Below are 20013 nucleotides of genomic sequence, written 5' to 3' on the forward strand. Positions count from 1 at the left end.
AAGCGGGAATAGCTCAGTTGGTAGAGCACGACCTTGCCAAGGTCGGGGTCGCGAGTTCGAGTCTCGTTTCCCGCTCCAAATTCTTATCTCCATAAAATTATCCACAGCGTATTTTCACGTTGGGGACCTTTTATTTTGCCTCTGAAACACTCTTGTAAACAGACTTATCCACAGGTCCAGGCATTATTCCTGGAATACAAAAAACTTCGCCTGGTGAATAGTAACTTTGTAACTTATTGAAATTGATAAATTAATTATCATTTCGAAATGTTAATGCGATCACTTGACGATTTTTTCCCTCTTGAATCGCAATGTCTTTTTATTTTTATACACAAGCTGTGGATGACTCAGGCGTCGCGCGGCAGTCCCTTTTCAATGACCCTGACCAGGCGTTGTTTCTTCGGTAATTGCACCTCCACCACGCAGGTATTTCGTTTCTCAATTTGCTGCGCAATCGCCCACTCTATGTGTTCATCGAGAAGTGGGTGCTCACCCCGGCGACTTTCCAGGGCGGTAATCACGGCGTTATCCCAGGGCGCATTGCCTAACGCGACGGCAATATTTCGCAGCCAGCGTAAGTGACCAATGCGGCGAATCGCCGATCCTTCCGTAACTTTTAAAAACCAGGCTTCGCTCCAGCCAAACAGTTCAATCAGCTCTGGCGCGTGAAGATGCTTGCGGGGACTGAAATCTTCTTCATCGGTCAGTTGCGAGTAGCGGTTCCACGGGCAGATAAGCTGACAATCGTCGCAGCCGTAAATCCGGTTGCCCATTAATGGCCGAAGCGCTTCTGGTATCGCCCCCTCCAGCTCAATCGTGAGATAGGAGATGCAGCGGCGCGCATCCACCGTGTAGGGCTCGACGATTGCGCCGGTCGGGCAGATGGTCAGACAGGCAACGCATTTCCCGCAGCCTTCTTCAACTGGCGTATCAATGGGGAGAGGCAAATCAATTAACAATTCCCCCAGGAAAAAGAACGAACCGGCTTCGCGGTTAAGGATTAGTGAGTGCTTACCTGTCCAGCCAAGCCCGGCTTTTTCAGCCAGCGGACGTTCCAGAATGGGCGCAGAATCGACAAACGGTCTAAAATTCAGCGAAACGCAGTGCTGCTGAATCCTCTCGCCGAGTTTTTTGAGACGGTTACGTAACAGCTTATGGTAGTCACGACCCAGCGCATAACGGCTGACGTAGCCCAGAGAGGGATTTTTTAGGGTACTGGCGAAAGCGGCATTGGCAGGCAGATAATTCATGCGCACACTGATGACGCGTAGCGTGCCGGGCAATAATTCGTGAGGGCGGGCGCGCATCATTCCGTGGCGAGCCATCCAGTCCATTTCGCCGTGGTATTGTTTATCCAGCCATGCCTGTAATTTGGGTTCGCTGGCGCTGAGATCGGTATCGGTAATACCGACCTGCTGAAAGCCCAGTTCCAGCCCCCACTGTTTAATATTTTGCGCTAACTGATTGAGATCGAGGGGCTCTGACATGACGGACCATACAATGAAGAAAAACCCCGCAAGTATACCACACTCCATCTGGCCCGCCGATGAGATCAAACGGGCGGAACGCGAGGCGGCGGACAGCTTAGGGCTGACGCTGTATGAGCTGATGCTGCGGGCGGGGGAAGCCGCATTTCAGGTTGCACGCGACGCGTACCCCGATTCCCGGCGCTGGCTGGTGCTTTGCGGTCATGGTAATAATGGCGGCGACGGCTACATGGTGGCGAGGCTGGCGAAAGCCGCAGGTATTGAGGTGACGCTACTGGCGCAGGAGAGCGATAAGCCACTTCCTGAAGAGGCGGCGCAGGCGCGCGAGGCGTGGCTCAATGCCGGGGGCGTCATTCATGCGTCGGATATCATCTGGCCGGATCATATTGATGTGATTATTGACGCCCTGCTGGGGACCGGTCTGACGCAGGCTCCGCGCACCTCCCTCTCTACGCTTATTGAACGAGCGAACAGCCATCCAGCGCCGGTGGTGGCTATTGATATCCCCTCCGGTTTGCTGGCGCAAACGGGCGCCACGCCTGGTGCGGTGATGAATGCCGCGCATACCGTTACCTTCGTTGCGCTGAAACCCGGTTTGCTGACGGGCAAGGCGCGGGATGTCGTGGGAGCGCTGCACTTTGACGCGCTGGGGCTGGAAAGCTGGCTGGCAGGACAAGAAGTTCGTATCCAGCGCTTTGCGGCTTCGCAACTTTCCCACTGGCTGACGCCACGCCGCCCGACGTCGCATAAAGGCGATCATGGTCGGCTGGTCATTATTGGCGGCGACCATGGGACGGCGGGAGCGATACGTATGACCGGCGAAGCGGCGCTGCGTGCCGGAGCGGGATTAGTGCGGGTGCTGACGCGCAGCGAAAATATCGCGCCGTTGCTGACCGCCCGTCCCGAACTGATGGTGCATGAACTGACGCCTCAATCCCTTGATGACAGTCTGCAATGGGCGGACGTGGTGGTGATAGGCCCCGGGCTCGGACAGCAGGAATGGGGTAAAAAAGCGCTACAGAAAGCTGAGAATTTTCGCAAACCGATGCTCTGGGATGCGGATGCGCTGAACCTGCTGGCAATCAATCCCGATAAACGTCACAATCGCGTGATCACGCCGCATCCGGGGGAAGCCGCGCGGCTACTGGGTTGTTCTGTCGCAGAAATTGAAAGTGATCGCTTACTTTCAGCACGTCGTCTGGTAAAACGGTATGGTGGCGTGGCGGTGCTGAAAGGTGCGGGAACGGTCGTCGCCGCCCAATCGCATGCGTTGGGCATTATTGATGCCGGTAACGCCGGGATGGCCAGCGGTGGAATGGGCGATGTGCTTTCCGGCATTATTGGCGCATTGCTTGGACAGAAGTTTTCCCCGTATGATGCAGCGTGTGCGGGATGTGTTGCCCACGGTGCGGCGGCGGATGTTTTAGCGGCGCGTTATGGCGCCCGTGGCATGCTGGCAACCGATCTCTTTTCTACGCTACAGCGTATTGTTAACCCTGATGTGATTGACGTAAACCATGATGAATCGAGTAATTCCGCTACCTGACGAGCAGGCGACTTTAGACCTGGGACTACGCGTAGCGAAAGCCTGTGACGGTGCGACCGTCATCTATTTGTACGGCGACCTGGGGGCGGGGAAAACCACCTTCAGCCGGGGATTTCTACAGGCGTTGGGCCACAAAGGTAATGTGAAAAGCCCGACCTACACGCTGGTTGAACCCTATACGCTCGATAACTTAATGGTGTATCACTTCGATTTATACCGACTTGCGGATCCTGAGGAGCTGGAATTTATGGGGATCCGTGATTATTTTGCCAACGATGCCATTTGCCTGGTGGAATGGCCGCAACAAGGTAAAGGTGTACTGCCTGACCCGGATGTCGAAATACACATAGATTACCAGGCGCAAGGTCGTGAGGCGCGCATTAGTGCTGTCTCCTCATCAGGTGATTTGTTGCTGGCGCGTTTGGCCGGTTAACCTTAAGGGTGGCGGGATGATTTATCGCATCAGAAATTGGGTGGTGGCTACGCTGGTCCTGCTGTGCGCGCAGGCGGGGGCCGCCAGCCTCTCCGATATTCAGGTATCTAACGGCGATCGGCAGGCGCGAATTACGTTCAGTTTTATCGGCGATCCTGATTACGCGTTTTCGCAAGAAGGTAAACGTACCGTCGCGCTGGATATCAAACAGACCGGCGTGATTCAGGGACTGCCGTTGCAGTTTAGCGGCAACAACCTGGTAAAAGCGATTCGCTCCGGTACGGCGAAAGACGCGCAGTCGCTGCGGTTGGTTGTCGATCTGACGGAGAACGGTAAAACCGAGGCCGTGAAACGACAGAGCGGCGGTAACTATACCGTGGTCTTTACCATCAACGCCGATACGCCTCCGCCGCCACCTCCACCGCCTGTCGTCGCAAAACGCGTTGAGACGCCGGTGGTCACTCCGCGTCCGACTGAACCTGCGCGAAATCCGTTTAAAACAAACCAGGATCGCGCTACCGCTGTCACCAGCAGCAATACGGTAACGCGCCCGGCAGCGCGGACGACATCCAGTAACGGCGACAAAGTGGTGATCGCCATTGATGCCGGTCACGGCGGGCAAGACCCCGGCGCTATTGGCCCCGGCGGGACGCGGGAGAAAAACGTGACGATTGCTATCGCCCGTAAGCTGCGCACGTTGTTGAATAACGATCCGATGTTCAAAGGCGTATTGACCCGCGACGGGGATTATTTCATCTCCGTGATGGGGCGCTCCGACGTGGCGCGTAAGCAGAACGCCAATTTCCTCGTCTCCATTCATGCGGATGCCGCGCCAAACCGCAACGCGACGGGCGCCTCGGTATGGGTGCTGTCAAACCGTCGCGCCAACAGCGAAATGGCGAACTGGCTGGAAGAACATGAGAAGCAGTCTGAGCTGCTGGGCGGCGCGGGCGATGTGCTGGCGAACAGTCAGGCTGACCCCTACTTAAGCCAGGCGGTACTGGATTTGCAATTCGGTCATTCCCAGCGCGTAGGGTATGATGTGGCGACAAACATGTTAGGTCAGTTGCAGCGCATTGGTTCGTTGCATAAGCGTCGCCCTGAACACGCCAGCCTCGGCGTGTTGCGTTCCCCGGATATCCCCTCGGTGCTGGTTGAAACGGGCTTTATCAGCAACAGCGGCGAAGAGCGTTTACTGGCAAGCGATGCTTATCAGCAGCAGCTGGCAGAGGCAATTTACCAAGGGTTGCGTAACTACTTCCAGGCGCATCCGGTGCAATCCGGGCCGCAGAACGCTCCGGCGCAAACGGCCAGCGCGGTGTCGCCGGGTGAGTCGTTGATTAACTAAGGATTTTACATGCCGATTCAGGTTCTACCGCCGCAACTGGCGAACCAAATTGCCGCAGGTGAGGTGGTAGAGCGACCTGCGTCGGTTGTGAAAGAGCTGGTGGAAAACAGCCTTGATGCAGGGGCGACGCGGATCGATATTGATATCGAACGCGGCGGCGCAAAGCTTATTCGTATTCGCGATAATGGCTGCGGAATTAAAAAAGACGAGCTGGCGCTGGCGCTGGCTCGCCATGCCACCAGTAAAATCGCCTCGCTTGACGATCTCGAAGCGATTATCAGCCTCGGATTTCGCGGCGAAGCGCTGGCAAGTATCAGCTCGGTTTCGCGTTTAACCCTCACGTCACGTACCGCGGAACAGGCGGAAGCCTGGCAGGCCTATGCCGAAGGGCGTGATATGGACGTGACGGTAAAACCGGCGGCGCATCCGATCGGCACCACGCTGGAGGTGCTGGACTTGTTCTACAACACGCCGGCACGGCGCAAGTTTATGCGCACCGAGAAAACCGAGTTCAACCACATTGACGAAATTATCCGCCGCATTGCGCTGGCGCGCTTCGACGTCACCCTTAATTTGTCGCACAACGGTAAAATGGTGCGCCAGTACCGCGCGGTTGCGCAGGACGGGCAGAAGGAACGTCGATTAGGCGCGATTTGCGGCGTACCGTTTCTGGAACAGGCGTTGGCGATTGAATGGCAGCACGGCGATCTGACGCTGCGCGGCTGGGTGGCCGACCCTCACCACACCACGGCGGCGCTGGCGGAAATCCAGTACTGCTACGTGAACGGCCGCATGATGCGCGACCGGTTAATCAATCATGCGATTCGTCAGGCCTGTGAAGACAAACTGGGTGGCGATCAGCAACCGGCATTTGTGCTGTATCTGGAGATTGACCCGCATCAGGTGGATGTGAACGTGCATCCGGCGAAACATGAGGTGCGTTTCCACCAGTCGCGGCTGGTGCATGATTTCATCTATCAGGGCGTATTGAGCGTGCTACAGCAGCAGCTTGATGCGCCGCTGCCGCTGGCGGAAGAAGCGCCTGCGCCGCGTCATATCCCGGAAAACCGCGTGGCGGCCGGGCGTAATCATTTCGCTGAACCGGCCTCTGCGCGGGAACCTGCCGCGCCGCGCTATTCCACGTCGTCAGGGGCAACCGGCGGAGGTCAGCCTGCTGCCAGTTGGCCGCATGCCCAGCCGGGCTACCAGAAACAGCAGGGCGAAGTGTACCGCCAGCTGTTACAGACGCCCGCTCCGCGACAACCGGCGCTTGCACCGGAAGCAGAAACGGCAGCGCCGTCGCTGGCAGGGCATAGCCAGAGTTTCGGTCGCGTGCTGACCATTGTCGGCGCGGATTGCGCATTGCTTGAGCGTGACGGCAATATCCATCTGCTGGCGCTGCCCGTGGCGGAACGCTGGCTGCGTCAGGCCCAACTGACGCCGGGGCAGACGCCGGTCTGCGCCCAGCCGTTGTTGATTCCGCTGCGCTTAAAAGTGTCGGCGGAGGAGAAATCCGCGCTGGAAAAAGCGCAAACACCACTGACGGATCTGGGGATTGAATTCCAGTCAGATGCGCAGCATGTGACCATTCGTGCAGTGCCTTTACCCTTACGCCAACAAAATTTACAAATCTTGATTCCTGAACTGATAGGCTACCTCGCGCAGCAGTCAGCGTTTGACGCGGGCAATATTGCACAGTGGATTGCGCGGAATTTGATGAGTGAACATCCGCAGTGGACGATGGCGCAGGCCATTACGCTGTTGGCTGATGTAGAGCGGCTATGTCCGCAGCTCGTGAAGGCGCCGCCGGGTGGTCTGTTACAACCTGTTGATTTACATTCGGTGATGAACGCCCTGAAACATGAGTGATGTAAGTAAGGCGAGCCTGCCAAAGGCGATTTTTTTGATGGGGCCGACGGCCTCCGGCAAGACAGCGTTAGCAATTGAATTGCGTAAAGTTTTGCCAGTAGAGTTGATAAGCGTTGATTCCGCCCTTATTTATCGGGGGATGGACATCGGTACGGCGAAGCCGACAGCTTCAGAGTTAAAGGCCGCTCCGCACCGATTGCTGGATATTCTCGATCCGGCGCAAGCGTACTCAGCAGCGGATTTTCGTCGCGATGCGTTAGCGGAAATGGCGGAGATTACTGCGGCGGGGCGTATTCCGCTGTTAGTGGGCGGCACCATGTTGTATTTCAAGGCGTTGCTGGAGGGACTTTCGCCCTTACCGTCGGCGGAACCTGAGATCAGAGCCCGAATTGAGCAACAGGCGGCAGAGCAAGGATGGGATGCGTTGCACCGACAGCTTCAGGATATTGATCCGGTCGCTGCCGCACGGATTCATCCAAATGATCCGCAAAGACTTTCCCGGGCACTGGAAGTTTTTTTCATTTCGGGTAAAACTTTAACGGAACTGACGCAAACGTCAGGAGACGCTCTACCGTATCAGGTGCATCAGTTCGCCATCGCCCCGGCGAGCCGTGAACTGCTCCATCAGCGAATTGAGCAGCGTTTTCATCAGATGTTGGCTTCAGGTTTTGAAGCAGAAGTTCGGGCGCTTTTTGCCCGTGGAGATTTGCATACGGACTTGCCTTCCATTCGTTGTGTGGGATACCGCCAGATGTGGTCATACATTGAAGGCGAAATTTCATATGATGAAATGGTTTATAGAGGTGTTTGCGCCACGAGGCAGTTGGCGAAGCGTCAGGTAACCTGGTTGCGTGGTTGGGAAGGAGTACGCTGGCTTGACAGTGAAAAGCCTGACCAGGCGCGAAACGAAGTATTGCAGGTTGTTGGTGCTATCGCGAACTGAATGTGTACAATTGAGACGTATCGTGCGCAATTTTTCAGAATCGAAAGGTTCAAAGTACAAATAAGCATATAAGGAAAAGAGAGAATGGCTAAGGGGCAATCTTTACAAGATCCGTTCCTGAACGCACTGCGTCGGGAACGTGTTCCAGTTTCTATTTATTTGGTGAATGGTATTAAGCTGCAAGGTCAAATCGAGTCTTTTGATCAATTCGTGATCCTGTTGAAAAACACGGTCAGCCAGATGGTTTACAAGCACGCGATTTCTACTGTTGTCCCGTCTCGCCCGGTTTCTCATCACAGTAACAATGCCGGTGGCGGCACCAGCAGTAACTACCATCACGGTAGCAGCGCGCAGGGTACTTCTGCGCAACAGGACAGCGAAGAAACCGAATAAGGTTTTGGCTGTTTTACACACGGGGAGCCAGGGAACCTGCGTTCCCCGCTGATATATATCGAGGGGTTGACGCTTGTTTGACCGTTATGATGCCGGTGAGCAGGCGGTACTGGTACACATCTATTTTTCGCAAGACAAAGATATGGAAGACCTCCAGGAGTTTGAGTCTCTGGTCTCTTCCGCCGGTGTCGAAGCAATGCAGGTGATTACCGGTAGCCGTAAAGCACCGCACCCGAAGTACTTTGTAGGTGAAGGTAAGGCAGTTGAAATTGCGGAAGCCGTGAAAGCGTCTAACGCTGCGGTCGTGCTTTTCGATCATGCTTTAAGCCCGGCCCAGGAGCGTAACCTGGAACGTTTGTGTGAATGTCGCGTGATCGACAGAACCGGTCTTATTTTAGATATTTTTGCTCAGCGTGCACGTACCCACGAAGGTAAGTTGCAGGTTGAACTGGCGCAACTGCGTCATCTGGCCACGCGTCTGGTTCGTGGCTGGACCCACCTTGAAAGGCAGAAAGGCGGGATTGGTTTGCGCGGTCCGGGTGAAACCCAGCTCGAAACCGACCGTCGTTTGCTGCGTAATCGTATTGTACAGATACAGTCGCGCCTGGAGAAAGTTGAGAAGCAACGTGAGCAGGGGCGGCAGTCGCGTATAAAAGCGGATGTCCCGACGGTCTCGCTGGTGGGATATACCAACGCCGGTAAATCCACCCTTTTCAATCAGATTACTGAAGCCAGGGTGTATGCCGCAGACCAACTGTTTGCGACCCTGGACCCGACGCTGCGCCGTATCGATGTCGCAGATGTGGGAGAAACCGTACTGGCGGATACCGTAGGGTTTATCCGTCATTTACCGCACGATCTGGTGGCGGCGTTTAAAGCGACCTTGCAGGAAACCCGGCAGGCCACGCTCTTGTTACACGTTGTTGATGCCGCTGATGTGCGCGTACAGGAAAACATCGACGCAGTGGATACGGTTCTCGAAGAGATCGACGCTCACGAGATCCCAACCCTGATGGTGATGAACAAGATCGATATGCTGGACGATTTTGAACCGCGTATCGACAGGGATGAAGAGAACAAACCAATCCGTGTCTGGCTTTCTGCGCAAACAGGGGTTGGGATACCACAGCTTTTTCAGGCTTTGACGGAGCGGCTTTCCGGCGAGGTGGCGCAGCATACGTTGCGTTTGCCGCCGCAAGAAGGGCGTCTGAGAAGCCGGTTTTACCAACTTCAGGCAATAGAAAAAGAGTGGATGGAGGAGGACGGCAGCGTAAGTTTGCAGGTTCGCATGCCGATTGTCGACTGGCGTCGCCTCTGTAAACAAGAACCGGCGTTGATCGACTATGTGATCTAATGGCGGCTCGTCTGGAGCATGGAGTAATTTCGCCTTATCCCTCTCGTCGAAAGACAACGGGGATCACCGCATAACAAATATGGAGCACAAACATGGCGTGGAATCAGCCCGGTAATAACGGACAAGACCGCGACCCGTGGGGAAGCAGCAAACCTGGCGGCAACTCTGAGGGAAATGGAAACAAAGGTGGTCGCGATCAGGGGCCACCTGATCTTGATGATATCTTCCGCAAACTGAGTAAAAAGCTCGGTGGTCTGGGTGGCGGTAAAGGTACAGGCTCTGGCGGTGGTAGTTCATCGCAGGGGCCGCGCCCGCATATCGGAGGTCGTGTCGTTACCATCGCAGCGGCAGCGATCGTCATTATCTGGGCTGCCAGCGGTTTCTACACCATCAAAGAAGCGGAACGCGGCGTGGTGACACGCTTCGGTAAATTCAGCCACCTGGTTGAGCCGGGTCTGAACTGGAAGCCGACGTTTATCGATGAAGTCACTCCGGTAAACGTGGAAGCGGTTCGCGAACTGGCGGCGTCCGGTGTGATGCTGACTTCTGATGAAAACGTTGTGCGCGTTGAGATGAACGTGCAGTACCGTGTGACCGATCCGCAGCGTTATCTGTTCAGCGTGACCAGCGCGGATGACAGTCTGCGTCAGGCGACCGACAGCGCCCTGCGTGGGGTTATCGGTAAATACACGATGGACCGCATTCTGACGGAAGGTCGTACCGTTATTCGTAGCGATACCCAGCGTGAACTGGAAGAGACCATTCGTCCGTACAACATGGGTATTACCCTGCTGGACGTCAACTTCCAGGCAGCGCGTCCGCCGGAAGAGGTAAAAGCGGCGTTTGACGATGCTATCGCGGCGCGTGAGAACGAACAGCAATACATCCGTGAAGCGGAAGCGTACACCAACGAAGTTCAGCCGCGTGCGAACGGTCAGGCGCAGCGTATTCTTGAAGAAGCGCGTGCATACAGAACCCAAACCATCCTGGAAGCGCAGGGTGAAGTGGCTCGCTTCGCTAAAATTCTGCCGGAATATAAAGCCGCACCAGAGATTACTCGCGAGCGTCTGTATATCGAGACGATGGAAAAAGTGTTGAGCCATACGCGTAAAGTTCTGGTCAACGACAAAGGTGGCAATCTGATGGTTCTGCCATTGGATCAGATGCTGAAAGGCGCTAACGCGCCTGCGGCAAAAGACAGCACGGCTAACAATCTGCTGCGTCTGCCGCCGGCCTCATCGTCCAGCACGAGCGGAGCAAGCAATACCTCGTCCACCAGTCAGGGCGATATTATGGACCAACGCCGCGCTAACGCGCAGCGTAACGACTACCAGCGTCAGGGGGAATAACGATGCGTAAGTCAGTTATTGCGATTATCATCATCGTGCTGGTAGTGCTGTACATGTCTGTCTTTGTTGTCAAAGAAGGCGAGCGCGGAATTACGCTGCGTTTCGGTAAAGTTCTGCGTGACGATGAAAACAAACCGCTGGTTTATGAGCCGGGCCTGCACTTTAAGATCCCGTTCATTGAGTCGGTGAAAACGCTTGATGCGCGTATCCAGACGATGGACAACCAGGCCGATCGCTTTGTAACCAAAGAGAAAAAAGACCTGATCGTTGACTCCTACATCAAATGGCGCATCAGCGATTTCAGCCGTTACTACCTGGCGACAGGCGGCGGCGATGTTTCTCAGGCCGAAGTGCTGCTGAAACGTAAGTTCTCTGACCGTTTGCGCTCTGAGATTGGTCGTCTGGATGTGAAAGACATCGTGACCGATTCCCGTGGTCGTTTAACGCTGGAAGTGCGTGACGCGCTGAACTCCGGTTCTGCGGGAACGGAAGATGAAGTGGCGACTCCGGCGGCGGATAGCGCGATTGCCGAAGCGGCTGAACGCGTTGCGGCAGAAACCAATGGCAAAGTGCCGGTGATCAACCCGAACAGTATGGCGGCGTTAGGTATCGAAGTGGTGGATGTGCGTATCAAGCAGATCAACCTGCCGACCGAAGTATCTGAGGCGATTTACAACCGTATGCGCGCCGAGCGTGAAGCGGTAGCCCGTCGTCACCGTTCACAGGGTCAGGAAGAAGCGGAGAAACTGCGCGCGACCGCCGACTATGAAGTGACCAGAACGCTGGCGGAAGCCGAGCGTCAGGGCCGCATTTCGCGTGGTGAAGGTGATGCCGAAGCCGCGAAACTGTTTGCCGATGCCTTCAGTCAGGACCCGGACTTCTACGCCTTCATCCGTAGCCTGCGTGCTTACGAGAAGAGCTTCGAAGGCAATCAGGACGTGATGATCATGAGCCCGGACAGCGATTTCTTCCGTTACATGAAGACACCGAATACGGCAACACGTTAAAATCGTATCAACGGTTTTAGATGAACAAAACCACCGGCATCCTCAGGGAGGCGGTGGTTTTCTTTTTATATAAGGACGATGGATGAATTCAACTATCTGGCTGGCGCTTGCCCTCGTTTTGGTACTGGAAGGTTTAGGCCCGATGCTGTATCCCCGCGCCTGGAAGAAAATGATCTCTGCCATGACGCAACTGCCGGAAAATGTTTTACGTCGTTTTGGCGGCGGTCTTGTGGTTGCCGGAGTTGTTGTCTACTACATGTTGAGGAAAACGATTGGCTGATCAAAAAGTAGTCGTATTTGCCGATCTTAGCATGCAAAAAGTGCTGTATATCTGAAAAAGCGATGGTAGAATCCATTTTTAAGCAAACGGTGATTTTGAAAAATGGGTAACAACGTCGTCGTACTGGGCACCCAATGGGGTGACGAAGGTAAAGGAAAGATCGTCGATCTTCTGACTGAACGGGCTAAATATGTTGTACGCTACCAGGGCGGTCACAACGCAGGCCATACTCTCGTAATCAACGGTGAAAAAACCGTCCTCCATCTTATTCCATCAGGTATTCTTCGTGAGAATGTTACCAGCATCATCGGTAACGGCGTTGTGCTGTCTCCGGCTGCGCTGATGAAAGAGATGAAAGGACTGGAAGACCGTGGTATCCCTGTCCGTGAGCGCCTGCTGCTGTCTGAAGCCTGTCCGCTGATCCTTGATTATCACGTTGCGCTGGATAACGCGCGTGAGAAAGCGCGTGGCGCGAAAGCGATCGGCACCACCGGTCGTGGTATTGGCCCGGCTTATGAAGACAAAGTGGCTCGTCGCGGTCTGCGCGTTGGCGATCTGTTCGATAAAGCTACCTTCGCTGTAAAACTGAAAGAAGTGATGGAATATCACAACTTCCAGCTGGTGAATTTCTACAAAGTGGAAGCCGTTGACTACCAGAAAGTGCTGGATGATGTGATGGCAATCGCCGACATCCTGACCTCTATGGTTGTTGATGTTTCCGATCTGCTGGACCAGGCGCGTAAGCGTGGCGATTTCGTCATGTTCGAAGGCGCGCAGGGTACGCTGCTGGATATCGACCACGGTACTTATCCGTACGTTACCTCCTCTAACACCACTGCGGGTGGCGTAGCGACCGGTTCTGGCCTGGGGCCGCGTTATGTGGACTACGTTCTGGGTATCATCAAAGCTTACTCCACTCGCGTGGGCGCGGGTCCGTTCCCGACTGAGCTGTTTGATGACACCGGCGAGTTCCTGTGCAAGCAGGGTAACGAATACGGCGCCACCACCGGTCGTCGTCGTCGCACCGGCTGGCTGGACTCCGTTGCTGTGCGCCGTGCGGTGCAGATCAACTCCCTGTCTGGCTTCTGCCTGACCAAACTGGACGTGCTGGACGGTCTGGAAGAGGTGAAAATCTGCGTGGCTTACCGTATGCCGGATGGCCGTGAAGTAACCACCACACCGCTGGCAGCGGATGACTGGGAAGGCATCGAGCCGATCTACGAAACCATGCCGGGTTGGTCTGAGTCCACCTTTGGCGTGAAGGATCGCAGCGGCCTGCCGCAGGCGGCGCTGAACTACATCAAACGTATCGAAGAACTGACCGGCGTGCCGATTGATATTATTTCTACCGGCCCGGATCGTACTGAAACGATGATTCTGCGTGACCCGTTTGACGCATAATTTGGGGTCATGGCGCAGTGCCTGATGGTGCTGCGCTTATCAGACCTGTTCACACTGTAGGCCGGATAAGGCGCTTTTCGCCGCCATCCGGCTTAATACAGCATAAGATCCTCGCTTTTTTCCTTCCCGAACTGAAATAAATTAGCGACCTGGCTGGTGGCTGGTTTATCATCAATGTAATTAATACAACCTGGTTTATCCCGTTTTCCCCTTTTCCTGAGGTTGATGTGCAGTTAACGAGTTTCACCGATTACGGATTACGTGCGCTAATCTATATGGCGTCGCTACCCGAAGGACGTATGACCAGTATTTCTGAGGTGACAGAAGTCTACGGCGTGTCCCGTAATCATATGGTCAAAATAATCAATCAACTTAGCCGGGCGGGCTTCGTTACTGCTATTCGAGGAAAAAATGGCGGTATCCGCCTGGGTAAACCAGCTAATGTTATTGTTATCGGTGATGTGGTTCGTGAGCTGGAACCTTTATCTCTGGTAAATTGCAGCAGCGAATTTTGCCACATTACTCCTGCCTGCCGACTCAAGCAGGCACTTTCGAAGGCCGTGCAAAGTTTTCTCAAGGAACTGGATAACTACACGCTTGCCGATTTGGTTGAAGAGAATCAACCGCTTTATAAATTATTGCTGGTGGAGTGACGAAAATCTTCATCAGAGCTGACAACGGAGGAACCGCCATGTCACAAGATCCTTTCCTGGAACGTGAAGCTGAAAAATACGCTAACCCTATCCCGAGCCGGGAATTTATCCTCGAACATTTAACAAAACGTGAAAAACCAGCCAACCGTGATGAGTTGGCTGCGGAACTGAACATTGAAGGTGAAGAGCAGCAGGAAGCCCTGCGCCGCCGTCTGCGTGCGATGGAACGCGACGGACAGCTGGTCTTTACCCGCCGCCAGTGCTATGCGCTGCCGGAACGCCTCGACCTGCTGAAAGGTACCGTTATCGGCCACCGTGATGGCTACGGCTTTTTGCGTGTCGAAGGACGTAAAGATGACCTGTATCTCTCCAGTGAGCAGATGAAAACCTGCATTCATGGCGATCAGGTACTGGCGCAGCCGCTGGGGGCCGATCGTAAAGGCCGCCGCGAAGCGCGTATCGTGCGCGTTCTGGTGCCGAAAACCAGCCAGATTGTCGGTCGTTACTTTACCGATGCGGGCGTGGGCTTTGTGGTGCCGGACGATAGCCGTCTGAGCTTCGACATCCTGATCCCGCCTGAAGAGGTGATGGGCGCGCGCATGGGCTTTGTGGTGGTGGTGGAACTCACCCAGCGCCCGACCCGCCGCACTAAAGCGGTCGGTAAAATCGTTGAGGTTCTCGGCGATAACATGGGCACTGGCATGGCTGTCGATATGGCGCTGCGCACCCATGAAATTCCTTATATCTGGCCGCAGGCGGTAGAACAGCAGATCGCCGGCCTGAAAGAAGAAGTGCCGGAAGAGGCGAAAGCAGGCCGCGTGGATCTGCGCGACTTACCGCTGGTGACGATTGATGGCGAAGACGCCCGTGACTTTGACGATGCGGTTTACTGCGAGAAGAAACGCGGTGGCGGCTGGCGCCTGTGGGTGGCTATCGCTGACGTAAGTTATTACGTGCGTCCGCCAACGCCGCTGGATCGCGAAGCGCGCAACCGTGGGACGTCGGTCTATTTCCCGTCGCAGGTTGTGCCGATGCTGCCGGAAGTGCTCTCCAATGGCCTGTGCTCGCTGAACCCGCAGGTTGACCGCCTGTGTATGGTCTGCGAAATGACCGTATCATCAAAAGGGCGTTTAACCGGCTATAAATTCTACGAAGCGGTGATGAGTTCCCATGCGCGCCTGACGTATACCAAAGTCTGGCATATGCTACAGGGCGACCAGGACCTGCGCGAGCAGTATGCGCCGCTGGTCAGGCACATCGAAGAGCTGCATAACCTCTACAAAGTGCTGGATAACGCCCGAGAAGAGCGTGGCGGCATCTCATTTGAAAGCGAAGAGGCGAAGTTTATCTTCAATGCTGAACGTCGCATTGAACGTATCGAGCAGACGCAGCGTAATGACGCACACAAGCTGATCGAAGAATGCATGATTCTGGCGAATATCTCGGCGGCGCGATTCGTTGAGAAAGCCAAAGAGCCTGCGCTGTTCCGTATCCACGACAAGCCGAGCACCGAGGCGATTACCTCCTTCCGTTCCGTTCTGGCGGAGCTGGGGCTGGAATTGCCGGGCGGCAATAAGCCGGAACCGCGTGATTATGCGGAGCTGCTGGAGTCGATTGCCGACAGGCCTGACGCGGAAATGCTGCAAACTATGCTGCTGCGCTCAATGAAACAGGCAATTTACGATCCAGAAAACCGTGGCCACTTTGGTCTGGCATTGCAGTCTTACGCGCACTTTACCTCACCGATCCGCCGTTATCCTGACCTGTCGCTGCACCGCGCCATTAAGTATCTGCTGGCGCATGAGCAAGGGCATAAGGGCAACACGACGGAAACGGGCGGCTACCACTATTCGATGGAAGAGATGCTGCAACTGGGCCAGCACTGTTCTATGACCGAGCGCCGTGCTGACGAAGCCACGCGCGACGTCTCTGACTGGCTGAAGTGTGACTTCATGCTGGATCAGGTGGGGAACGTCTTTAAAGGGGTGATTTCCAGCGTAACCGGGTTCGGCTTCTTTGTTCGTCTGGATGAACTGTTTATTGATGGTCTGGTACACGTCTCTTCGCTGGACAACGATTACTACCGTTTCGATCAGGTAGGGCAGCGTCTGATGGGGGAATCCAGCGGCCAGACCTACCGTCTGGGCGACCGCGTGGAAGTCCGCGTCGAAGCGGTCAATATGGATGAGCGTAAAATTGACTTTAGCCTGATCTCCAGCGAACGCGCCCCGCGCAACGTCGGTAAAACCGCGCGTGAGAAAGCGAAAAGAGGCGAAACGGCTAAAAATGCCGGTAAGCGTCGTCAGGTGGGCAAAAAGGTGAATTTCGAACCGGATAGCGCCTTCCGCGGCGAGAAAGCGAAAGGTAAGGCGAAGAAAGAGAAGAAAGCCAAAAATCCATCGGCAAAGACGCAGAAAATCGCTGTCGCGACAAAAGCGAAGCGCGCGGCGAAGAAAAAGTCAGCTGAGTAATTTCCCCCTCTCCCCCTGCGTGGAGAGGGCGTTTGTACTGTAGACCGGGCAGGCATCGCGCCGCCCAGCAAAATTGATCAATGAGAACCATCAATGAGTGAAATGATTTACGGCATCCACGCGGTGCAGGCTCTGCTGGAACGTGCGCCAGAGCGCTTTCAGGACGTCTTTATTCTGAAAGGGCGGGAAGATAAACGCCTGCTGCCGCTGATCCATGCGCTGGAAGCGCAGGGCGTGGTGATCCAACTGGCGAACCGCCAGTATCTTGATGAAAAAAGCGAGGGTGCGGTACATCAGGGGATCATTGCGCGCGTGAAGCCGGGACGCCAGTATCAGGAAAACGATCTTCCTGATCTGATCGCGAAGTTCGACAATCCCTTCCTGCTGATCCTCGACGGCGTGACCGATCCGCATAACCTCGGCGCCTGTCTGCGTAGCGCAGACGCCGCTGGCGTACATGCGGTCATTGTGCCGAAAGATCGTTCCGCACAGCTTAATGCAACGGCGAAAAAGGTGGCCTGCGGCGCAGCCGAAAGCGTGCCGCTGATCCGTGTGACCAACCTGGCGCGTACCATGCGTCTGTTGCAGGAAGAGAATATCTGGCTTGTCGGTACGGCGGGCGAAGCTGACCATACGCTGTTCCAGAGCAAAATGACCGGCCGGATGGCGCTGGTGATGGGCGCTGAAGGCGAAGGGATGCGTCGTCTGACCCGCGAGCACTGTGATGAGCTGATCAGCATTCCGATGGCGGGCAGCGTGTCGTCGCTGAACGTCTCCGTCGCGACCGGGATCTGCCTGTTTGAAGCGGTGCGACAGCGCAGCTAAGCGCTTTTGACTGATGAAGCCATCCCTCGGGATGGCTTTTTTGTGACCATTATCCCAGGCGTGTCCCCCGCAGGCTGACCATACTTAATGCGACTGCCATTGACGGAGGGAAACACAATGCACTGGCAAACGCATACCGTTTTTAACCAACCGGCACCGCTCAACAACAGCAATTTATTCCTGTCTGATGGCGCGCTTTGCGAGGCGGTCGCCCGTGAAGGCGCGGGTTGGGACAGCGATCTTCTCGCCAGCATCGGTCAACAACTGGGCACTGCGGAGTCGCTGGAGCTGGGGCGGCTGGCGAACGCCTTTCCACCTGAACTGCTGCGTTACGATCCACAAGGGCAGCGGCTGGACGATGTCCGTTTTCATCCCGCCTGGCATCTGCTGATGCAGGGCTTGTGCGCTAACCGTGTGCATAATCTGGCCTGGGAAGAGAACGCCAGACAGGGGGCCTTTGTCGCGCGGGCTGCGCGTTTTATGCTGCATGCGCAGGTGGAAGCGGGCACGTTGTGTCCAGTCACGATGACTTTTGCCGCTACGCCGCTGCTGCTACAGATGCTGCCGCCCCCCTTCCACGACTGGTTAACGCCGCTACGCAGCGATCGCTATGATTCACACCTCCTGCCCGGTGGGCAAAAACGCGGCCTGCTGATTGGCATGGGCATGACGGAAAAGCAGGGCGGCTCCGATGTGCTGAGTAACACCACCCGGGCAGAGCGACTGGACGATGGCGCCTGGCGCCTGGTGGGGCACAAATGGTTTTTCTCCGTGCCGCAAAGCGACGCGCACCTGGTGCTGGCGCAGACGAAAGGCGGGTTATCCTGCTTTTTTGTCCCGCGTTTTTTGCCTGACGGGCAGCGAAACGGCGTTCGCCTTGAGCGACTGAAAGACAAACTGGGCAACCGCTCTAATGCCAGTTGCGAGGTTGAGTTTCAGGATGCGGTGGGCTGGCTACTGGGTGAGGAAGGCGAGGGGATTCGTCACATACTGAAGATGGGAGGGATGACCCGCTTTGATTGCGCGCTGGGCAGTCATAGTATGATGCGCCGGGCGTTTTCCGTGGCGATTTACCACGCGCATCAGCGGCAGGTGTTCGGCAAATCTTTGATTGATCAGCCCATGATGCGGCAGGTTTTAAGTCGTATGGCGCTCCAGCTTGAAGGCCAGACGGCGCTGCTGTTTCGTCTGGCTCGTGCGTGGGATCGTCGTGGCGACCCGAAAGAAGCGCTCCGGGCGCGTTTGTTTACGCCAGCCGCGAAGTTTGCTATTTGCAAAAGTGGCATCCCCTTTGTTGCCGAGGCGATGGAAGTGCTCGGTGGCGTTGGCTATTGCGAGGAGAGCGAGCTACCGCGCCTGTATCGTGAGATGCCGGTCAACAGCATCTGGGAAGGGTCGGGAAACGTCATGTGTCTGGACGTGCTGCGGGTGCTGAGTAAACAGACCGGCGTCTATGAGCTGCTCAACGAGGCTTTTGCGGAGGTCAAAGGGCAGGATCGGCATTATGATCGGGCGGTACGTCAGCTGCAACAGCGCTTGCGCAAACCCGATGAAGCGCAGGGACGGGAGATAACGCAGCAGCTGTTCCTGCTCGGTTGCGGGGCGCAAATGCTGCGCTATGCTTCTCCGCCGTTGGCACAGGCCTGGTGCCAAATGATGCTGGACACGCGCGGCGTGTTACGCCTGTCTGAACAGGTGCAAAATGATCTGTTGCTGCGGGCAACGGGGGGATTGCGATAACGATTTGCCTGATGGCGGCGCGGGCGCGTCTTATCATGCCTGCGATCGGTGCAGGCCAGATAAGTTTACGCCATCAGGCAATCTGTTACGCATAAAGTATGGCTTGTACGCGCCAGTTATCGGGCTGCTGTTCTTCGTACATCTGGATAATCCGATACCACGAAGCGCCCTGCTCATCGGCTTTTAACGCAATGATACGTTCCACATCCTGCTGATTTCCCGAAATATTACTCACGGATATCAGACCAATTTCATTCAGGCCCGTTACGCAGTCCGCGCTGGCGAATTCGGCAGACTGCGCCGTCGTACTCACCAGACCGGCAGAAAGCAGCAGTGAGGATAAGGCAAGAGATCGTTTCATCGTCAGCTCCTTTTACGTGACCCCGCATTCAACAGGGCATTCCATTGCGGTCATCCCATGATTTCATTGTGCACAGGTAAACGCATAGAGGCGCAAAGCAATGTAAAGCTGACTAAATTTCAACCTTCCGCTATTTACGATACAGGATGGCTTGCGAATACCATTGGCCTGTTACGATGGTTTCATCAACCAACAAAATAACGTAATAATCTGCTTTAGCGGCGGCGGCTTTTGCTCTGATCTCTGCCACAGCATCGTCAGGAGAACCCCGAACCATTGAGCTTACCGTTCCCAGGCGCTGCAACCCTTGTGTCTGGTCACGGCGAATTTCCTGAGGATGGTCAGCGACTGGCGGTGCTGGTTGCGGCGTCCCTTGCAATACGCTACAGGCGCTTAAAAACAGTACCAGCATCAATGGGGCGAACCGTCGCATAACTCTATCTCGTTTACTGATAGCCATAGTGTAGTGCCTTATTAATTTCCTTTAGGGGGAATGTTCCCAAATTGTTATCTCTCACGCGATTTTCGAATGAAAATAGAGTGAAAGCGTAAT

Annotated in this window: 18 protein-coding genes and 1 tRNA gene; 16 read left to right on the forward strand and 3 right to left on the reverse strand. The window is 55.3% G+C overall.

Features of this window, described 5'->3' with window-relative positions; translation table 11 throughout:
* The first annotated feature begins 2 nt into the window (after positions 1-2).
* Positions 3-78, forward strand: a tRNA-Gly gene (locus tag OGX93_RS12185).
* A 269-nt stretch (positions 79-347) separates the two neighbouring features.
* Here the strand turns inward: OGX93_RS12185 and queG are convergent.
* Positions 348-1487: a tRNA epoxyqueuosine(34) reductase QueG gene (queG, locus tag OGX93_RS12190; protein WP_286449922.1), complete on the reverse strand. Its 1140-nt coding sequence runs from the start codon at positions 1485-1487 to the stop codon at positions 348-350.
* Here queG and nnr point away from each other — a divergent pair.
* From nnr to OGX93_RS12265, 15 genes are all read left to right on the forward strand, one after another.
* The gene (gene nnr, locus OGX93_RS12195; protein WP_286449921.1) at positions 1486-3033 is read left to right on the forward strand and encodes a bifunctional ADP-dependent NAD(P)H-hydrate dehydratase/NAD(P)H-hydrate epimerase; all 1548 of its coding nucleotides are present in this window, start codon (positions 1486-1488) and stop codon (positions 3031-3033) included. The two genes, queG and nnr, sit on opposite strands and share 2 nt — an antisense overlap.
* The gene (gene tsaE, locus OGX93_RS12200) at positions 3005-3466 is read left to right on the forward strand and encodes a tRNA (adenosine(37)-N6)-threonylcarbamoyltransferase complex ATPase subunit type 1 TsaE (RefSeq protein WP_012134443.1); all 462 of its coding nucleotides are present in this window, start codon (positions 3005-3007) and stop codon (positions 3464-3466) included. Before nnr ends, tsaE begins: the two co-directional genes overlap by 29 nt.
* Positions 3467-3482: 16 nt before the next feature.
* Positions 3483-4814, forward strand: coding sequence for an N-acetylmuramoyl-L-alanine amidase AmiB (gene amiB, locus OGX93_RS12205; RefSeq protein WP_286449920.1), 1332 nt, complete (start codon positions 3483-3485; stop codon positions 4812-4814).
* A gap of 9 nt (positions 4815-4823) precedes the next feature.
* On the forward strand, positions 4824-6683 hold the full coding sequence (gene mutL / locus OGX93_RS12210; protein WP_286449919.1) for a DNA mismatch repair endonuclease MutL: 1860 nt from the start codon (positions 4824-4826) through the stop codon (positions 6681-6683).
* Positions 6676-7626, forward strand: a complete 951-nt coding sequence (gene miaA, locus OGX93_RS12215) for a tRNA (adenosine(37)-N6)-dimethylallyltransferase MiaA (protein ID WP_047459461.1) — start codon at positions 6676-6678, stop codon at positions 7624-7626. Before mutL ends, miaA begins: the two co-directional genes overlap by 8 nt.
* 84 nt (positions 7627-7710) lie before the next feature.
* Positions 7711-8019 (forward strand): RNA chaperone Hfq, encoded by a 309-nt coding sequence (hfq, locus tag OGX93_RS12220; RefSeq protein ID WP_012134439.1) that lies wholly within the window; start codon positions 7711-7713, stop codon positions 8017-8019.
* A gap of 73 nt (positions 8020-8092) precedes the next feature.
* Positions 8093-9373, forward strand: a complete 1281-nt coding sequence (hflX, locus tag OGX93_RS12225) for a ribosome rescue GTPase HflX (protein WP_047459460.1) — start codon at positions 8093-8095, stop codon at positions 9371-9373.
* A gap of 92 nt (positions 9374-9465) precedes the next feature.
* On the forward strand, positions 9466-10722 hold the full coding sequence (hflK, locus tag OGX93_RS12230; RefSeq protein WP_047459458.1) for an FtsH protease activity modulator HflK: 1257 nt from the start codon (positions 9466-9468) through the stop codon (positions 10720-10722).
* Between the two features lie 2 nt (positions 10723-10724).
* The gene (gene hflC / locus OGX93_RS12235; protein ID WP_012134436.1) at positions 10725-11729 is read left to right on the forward strand and encodes a protease modulator HflC; all 1005 of its coding nucleotides are present in this window, start codon (positions 10725-10727) and stop codon (positions 11727-11729) included.
* Positions 11730-11811: 82 nt separating this feature from the next.
* Positions 11812-12009 carry a DUF2065 domain-containing protein gene (locus tag OGX93_RS12240; RefSeq protein ID WP_024130795.1) on the forward strand — a complete coding sequence of 66 codons (198 nt, stop codon included), beginning with the start codon at positions 11812-11814 and terminating at the stop codon, positions 12007-12009.
* A gap of 102 nt (positions 12010-12111) precedes the next feature.
* The gene (gene purA, locus OGX93_RS12245; RefSeq protein WP_012134433.1) at positions 12112-13410 is read left to right on the forward strand and encodes an adenylosuccinate synthase; all 1299 of its coding nucleotides are present in this window, start codon (positions 12112-12114) and stop codon (positions 13408-13410) included.
* A 227-nt stretch (positions 13411-13637) separates the two neighbouring features.
* Positions 13638-14063 (forward strand): nitric oxide-sensing transcriptional repressor NsrR, encoded by a 426-nt coding sequence (nsrR, locus tag OGX93_RS12250; protein ID WP_024130794.1) that lies wholly within the window; start codon positions 13638-13640, stop codon positions 14061-14063.
* Positions 14064-14101: 38 nt separating this feature from the next.
* Complete coding sequence (gene rnr / locus OGX93_RS12255; RefSeq protein WP_286449918.1) at positions 14102-16534, forward strand: ribonuclease R; 2433 nt, start codon at positions 14102-14104, stop codon at positions 16532-16534.
* A gap of 93 nt (positions 16535-16627) precedes the next feature.
* On the forward strand, positions 16628-17359 hold the full coding sequence (gene rlmB, locus OGX93_RS12260; RefSeq protein WP_275055365.1) for a 23S rRNA (guanosine(2251)-2'-O)-methyltransferase RlmB: 732 nt from the start codon (positions 16628-16630) through the stop codon (positions 17357-17359).
* Positions 17360-17476: 117 nt separating this feature from the next.
* Positions 17477-19099, forward strand: a complete 1623-nt coding sequence (locus tag OGX93_RS12265) for an isovaleryl-CoA dehydrogenase (protein WP_115615213.1) — start codon at positions 17477-17479, stop codon at positions 19097-19099.
* Between the two features lie 85 nt (positions 19100-19184).
* On the opposite strand, the gene yjfN is transcribed toward OGX93_RS12265, so the two are convergent.
* Both yjfN and bsmA read right to left on the reverse strand, forming a co-directional pair.
* Complete coding sequence (gene yjfN, locus OGX93_RS12270; protein ID WP_012134425.1) at positions 19185-19460, reverse strand: DUF1471 family protease activator YjfN; 276 nt, start codon at positions 19458-19460, stop codon at positions 19185-19187.
* A gap of 130 nt (positions 19461-19590) precedes the next feature.
* Positions 19591-19920, reverse strand: coding sequence for a biofilm peroxide resistance protein BsmA (gene bsmA / locus OGX93_RS12275; RefSeq protein ID WP_012134424.1), 330 nt, complete (start codon positions 19918-19920; stop codon positions 19591-19593).
* Between the last annotated feature and the right edge of the window lie 93 nt (positions 19921-20013).

The sequence above is a fragment of the Citrobacter sp. CK195 genome, assembly GCF_030333365.1.
Classification (GTDB): domain Bacteria; phylum Pseudomonadota; class Gammaproteobacteria; order Enterobacterales; family Enterobacteriaceae; genus Citrobacter_B; species Citrobacter_B koseri.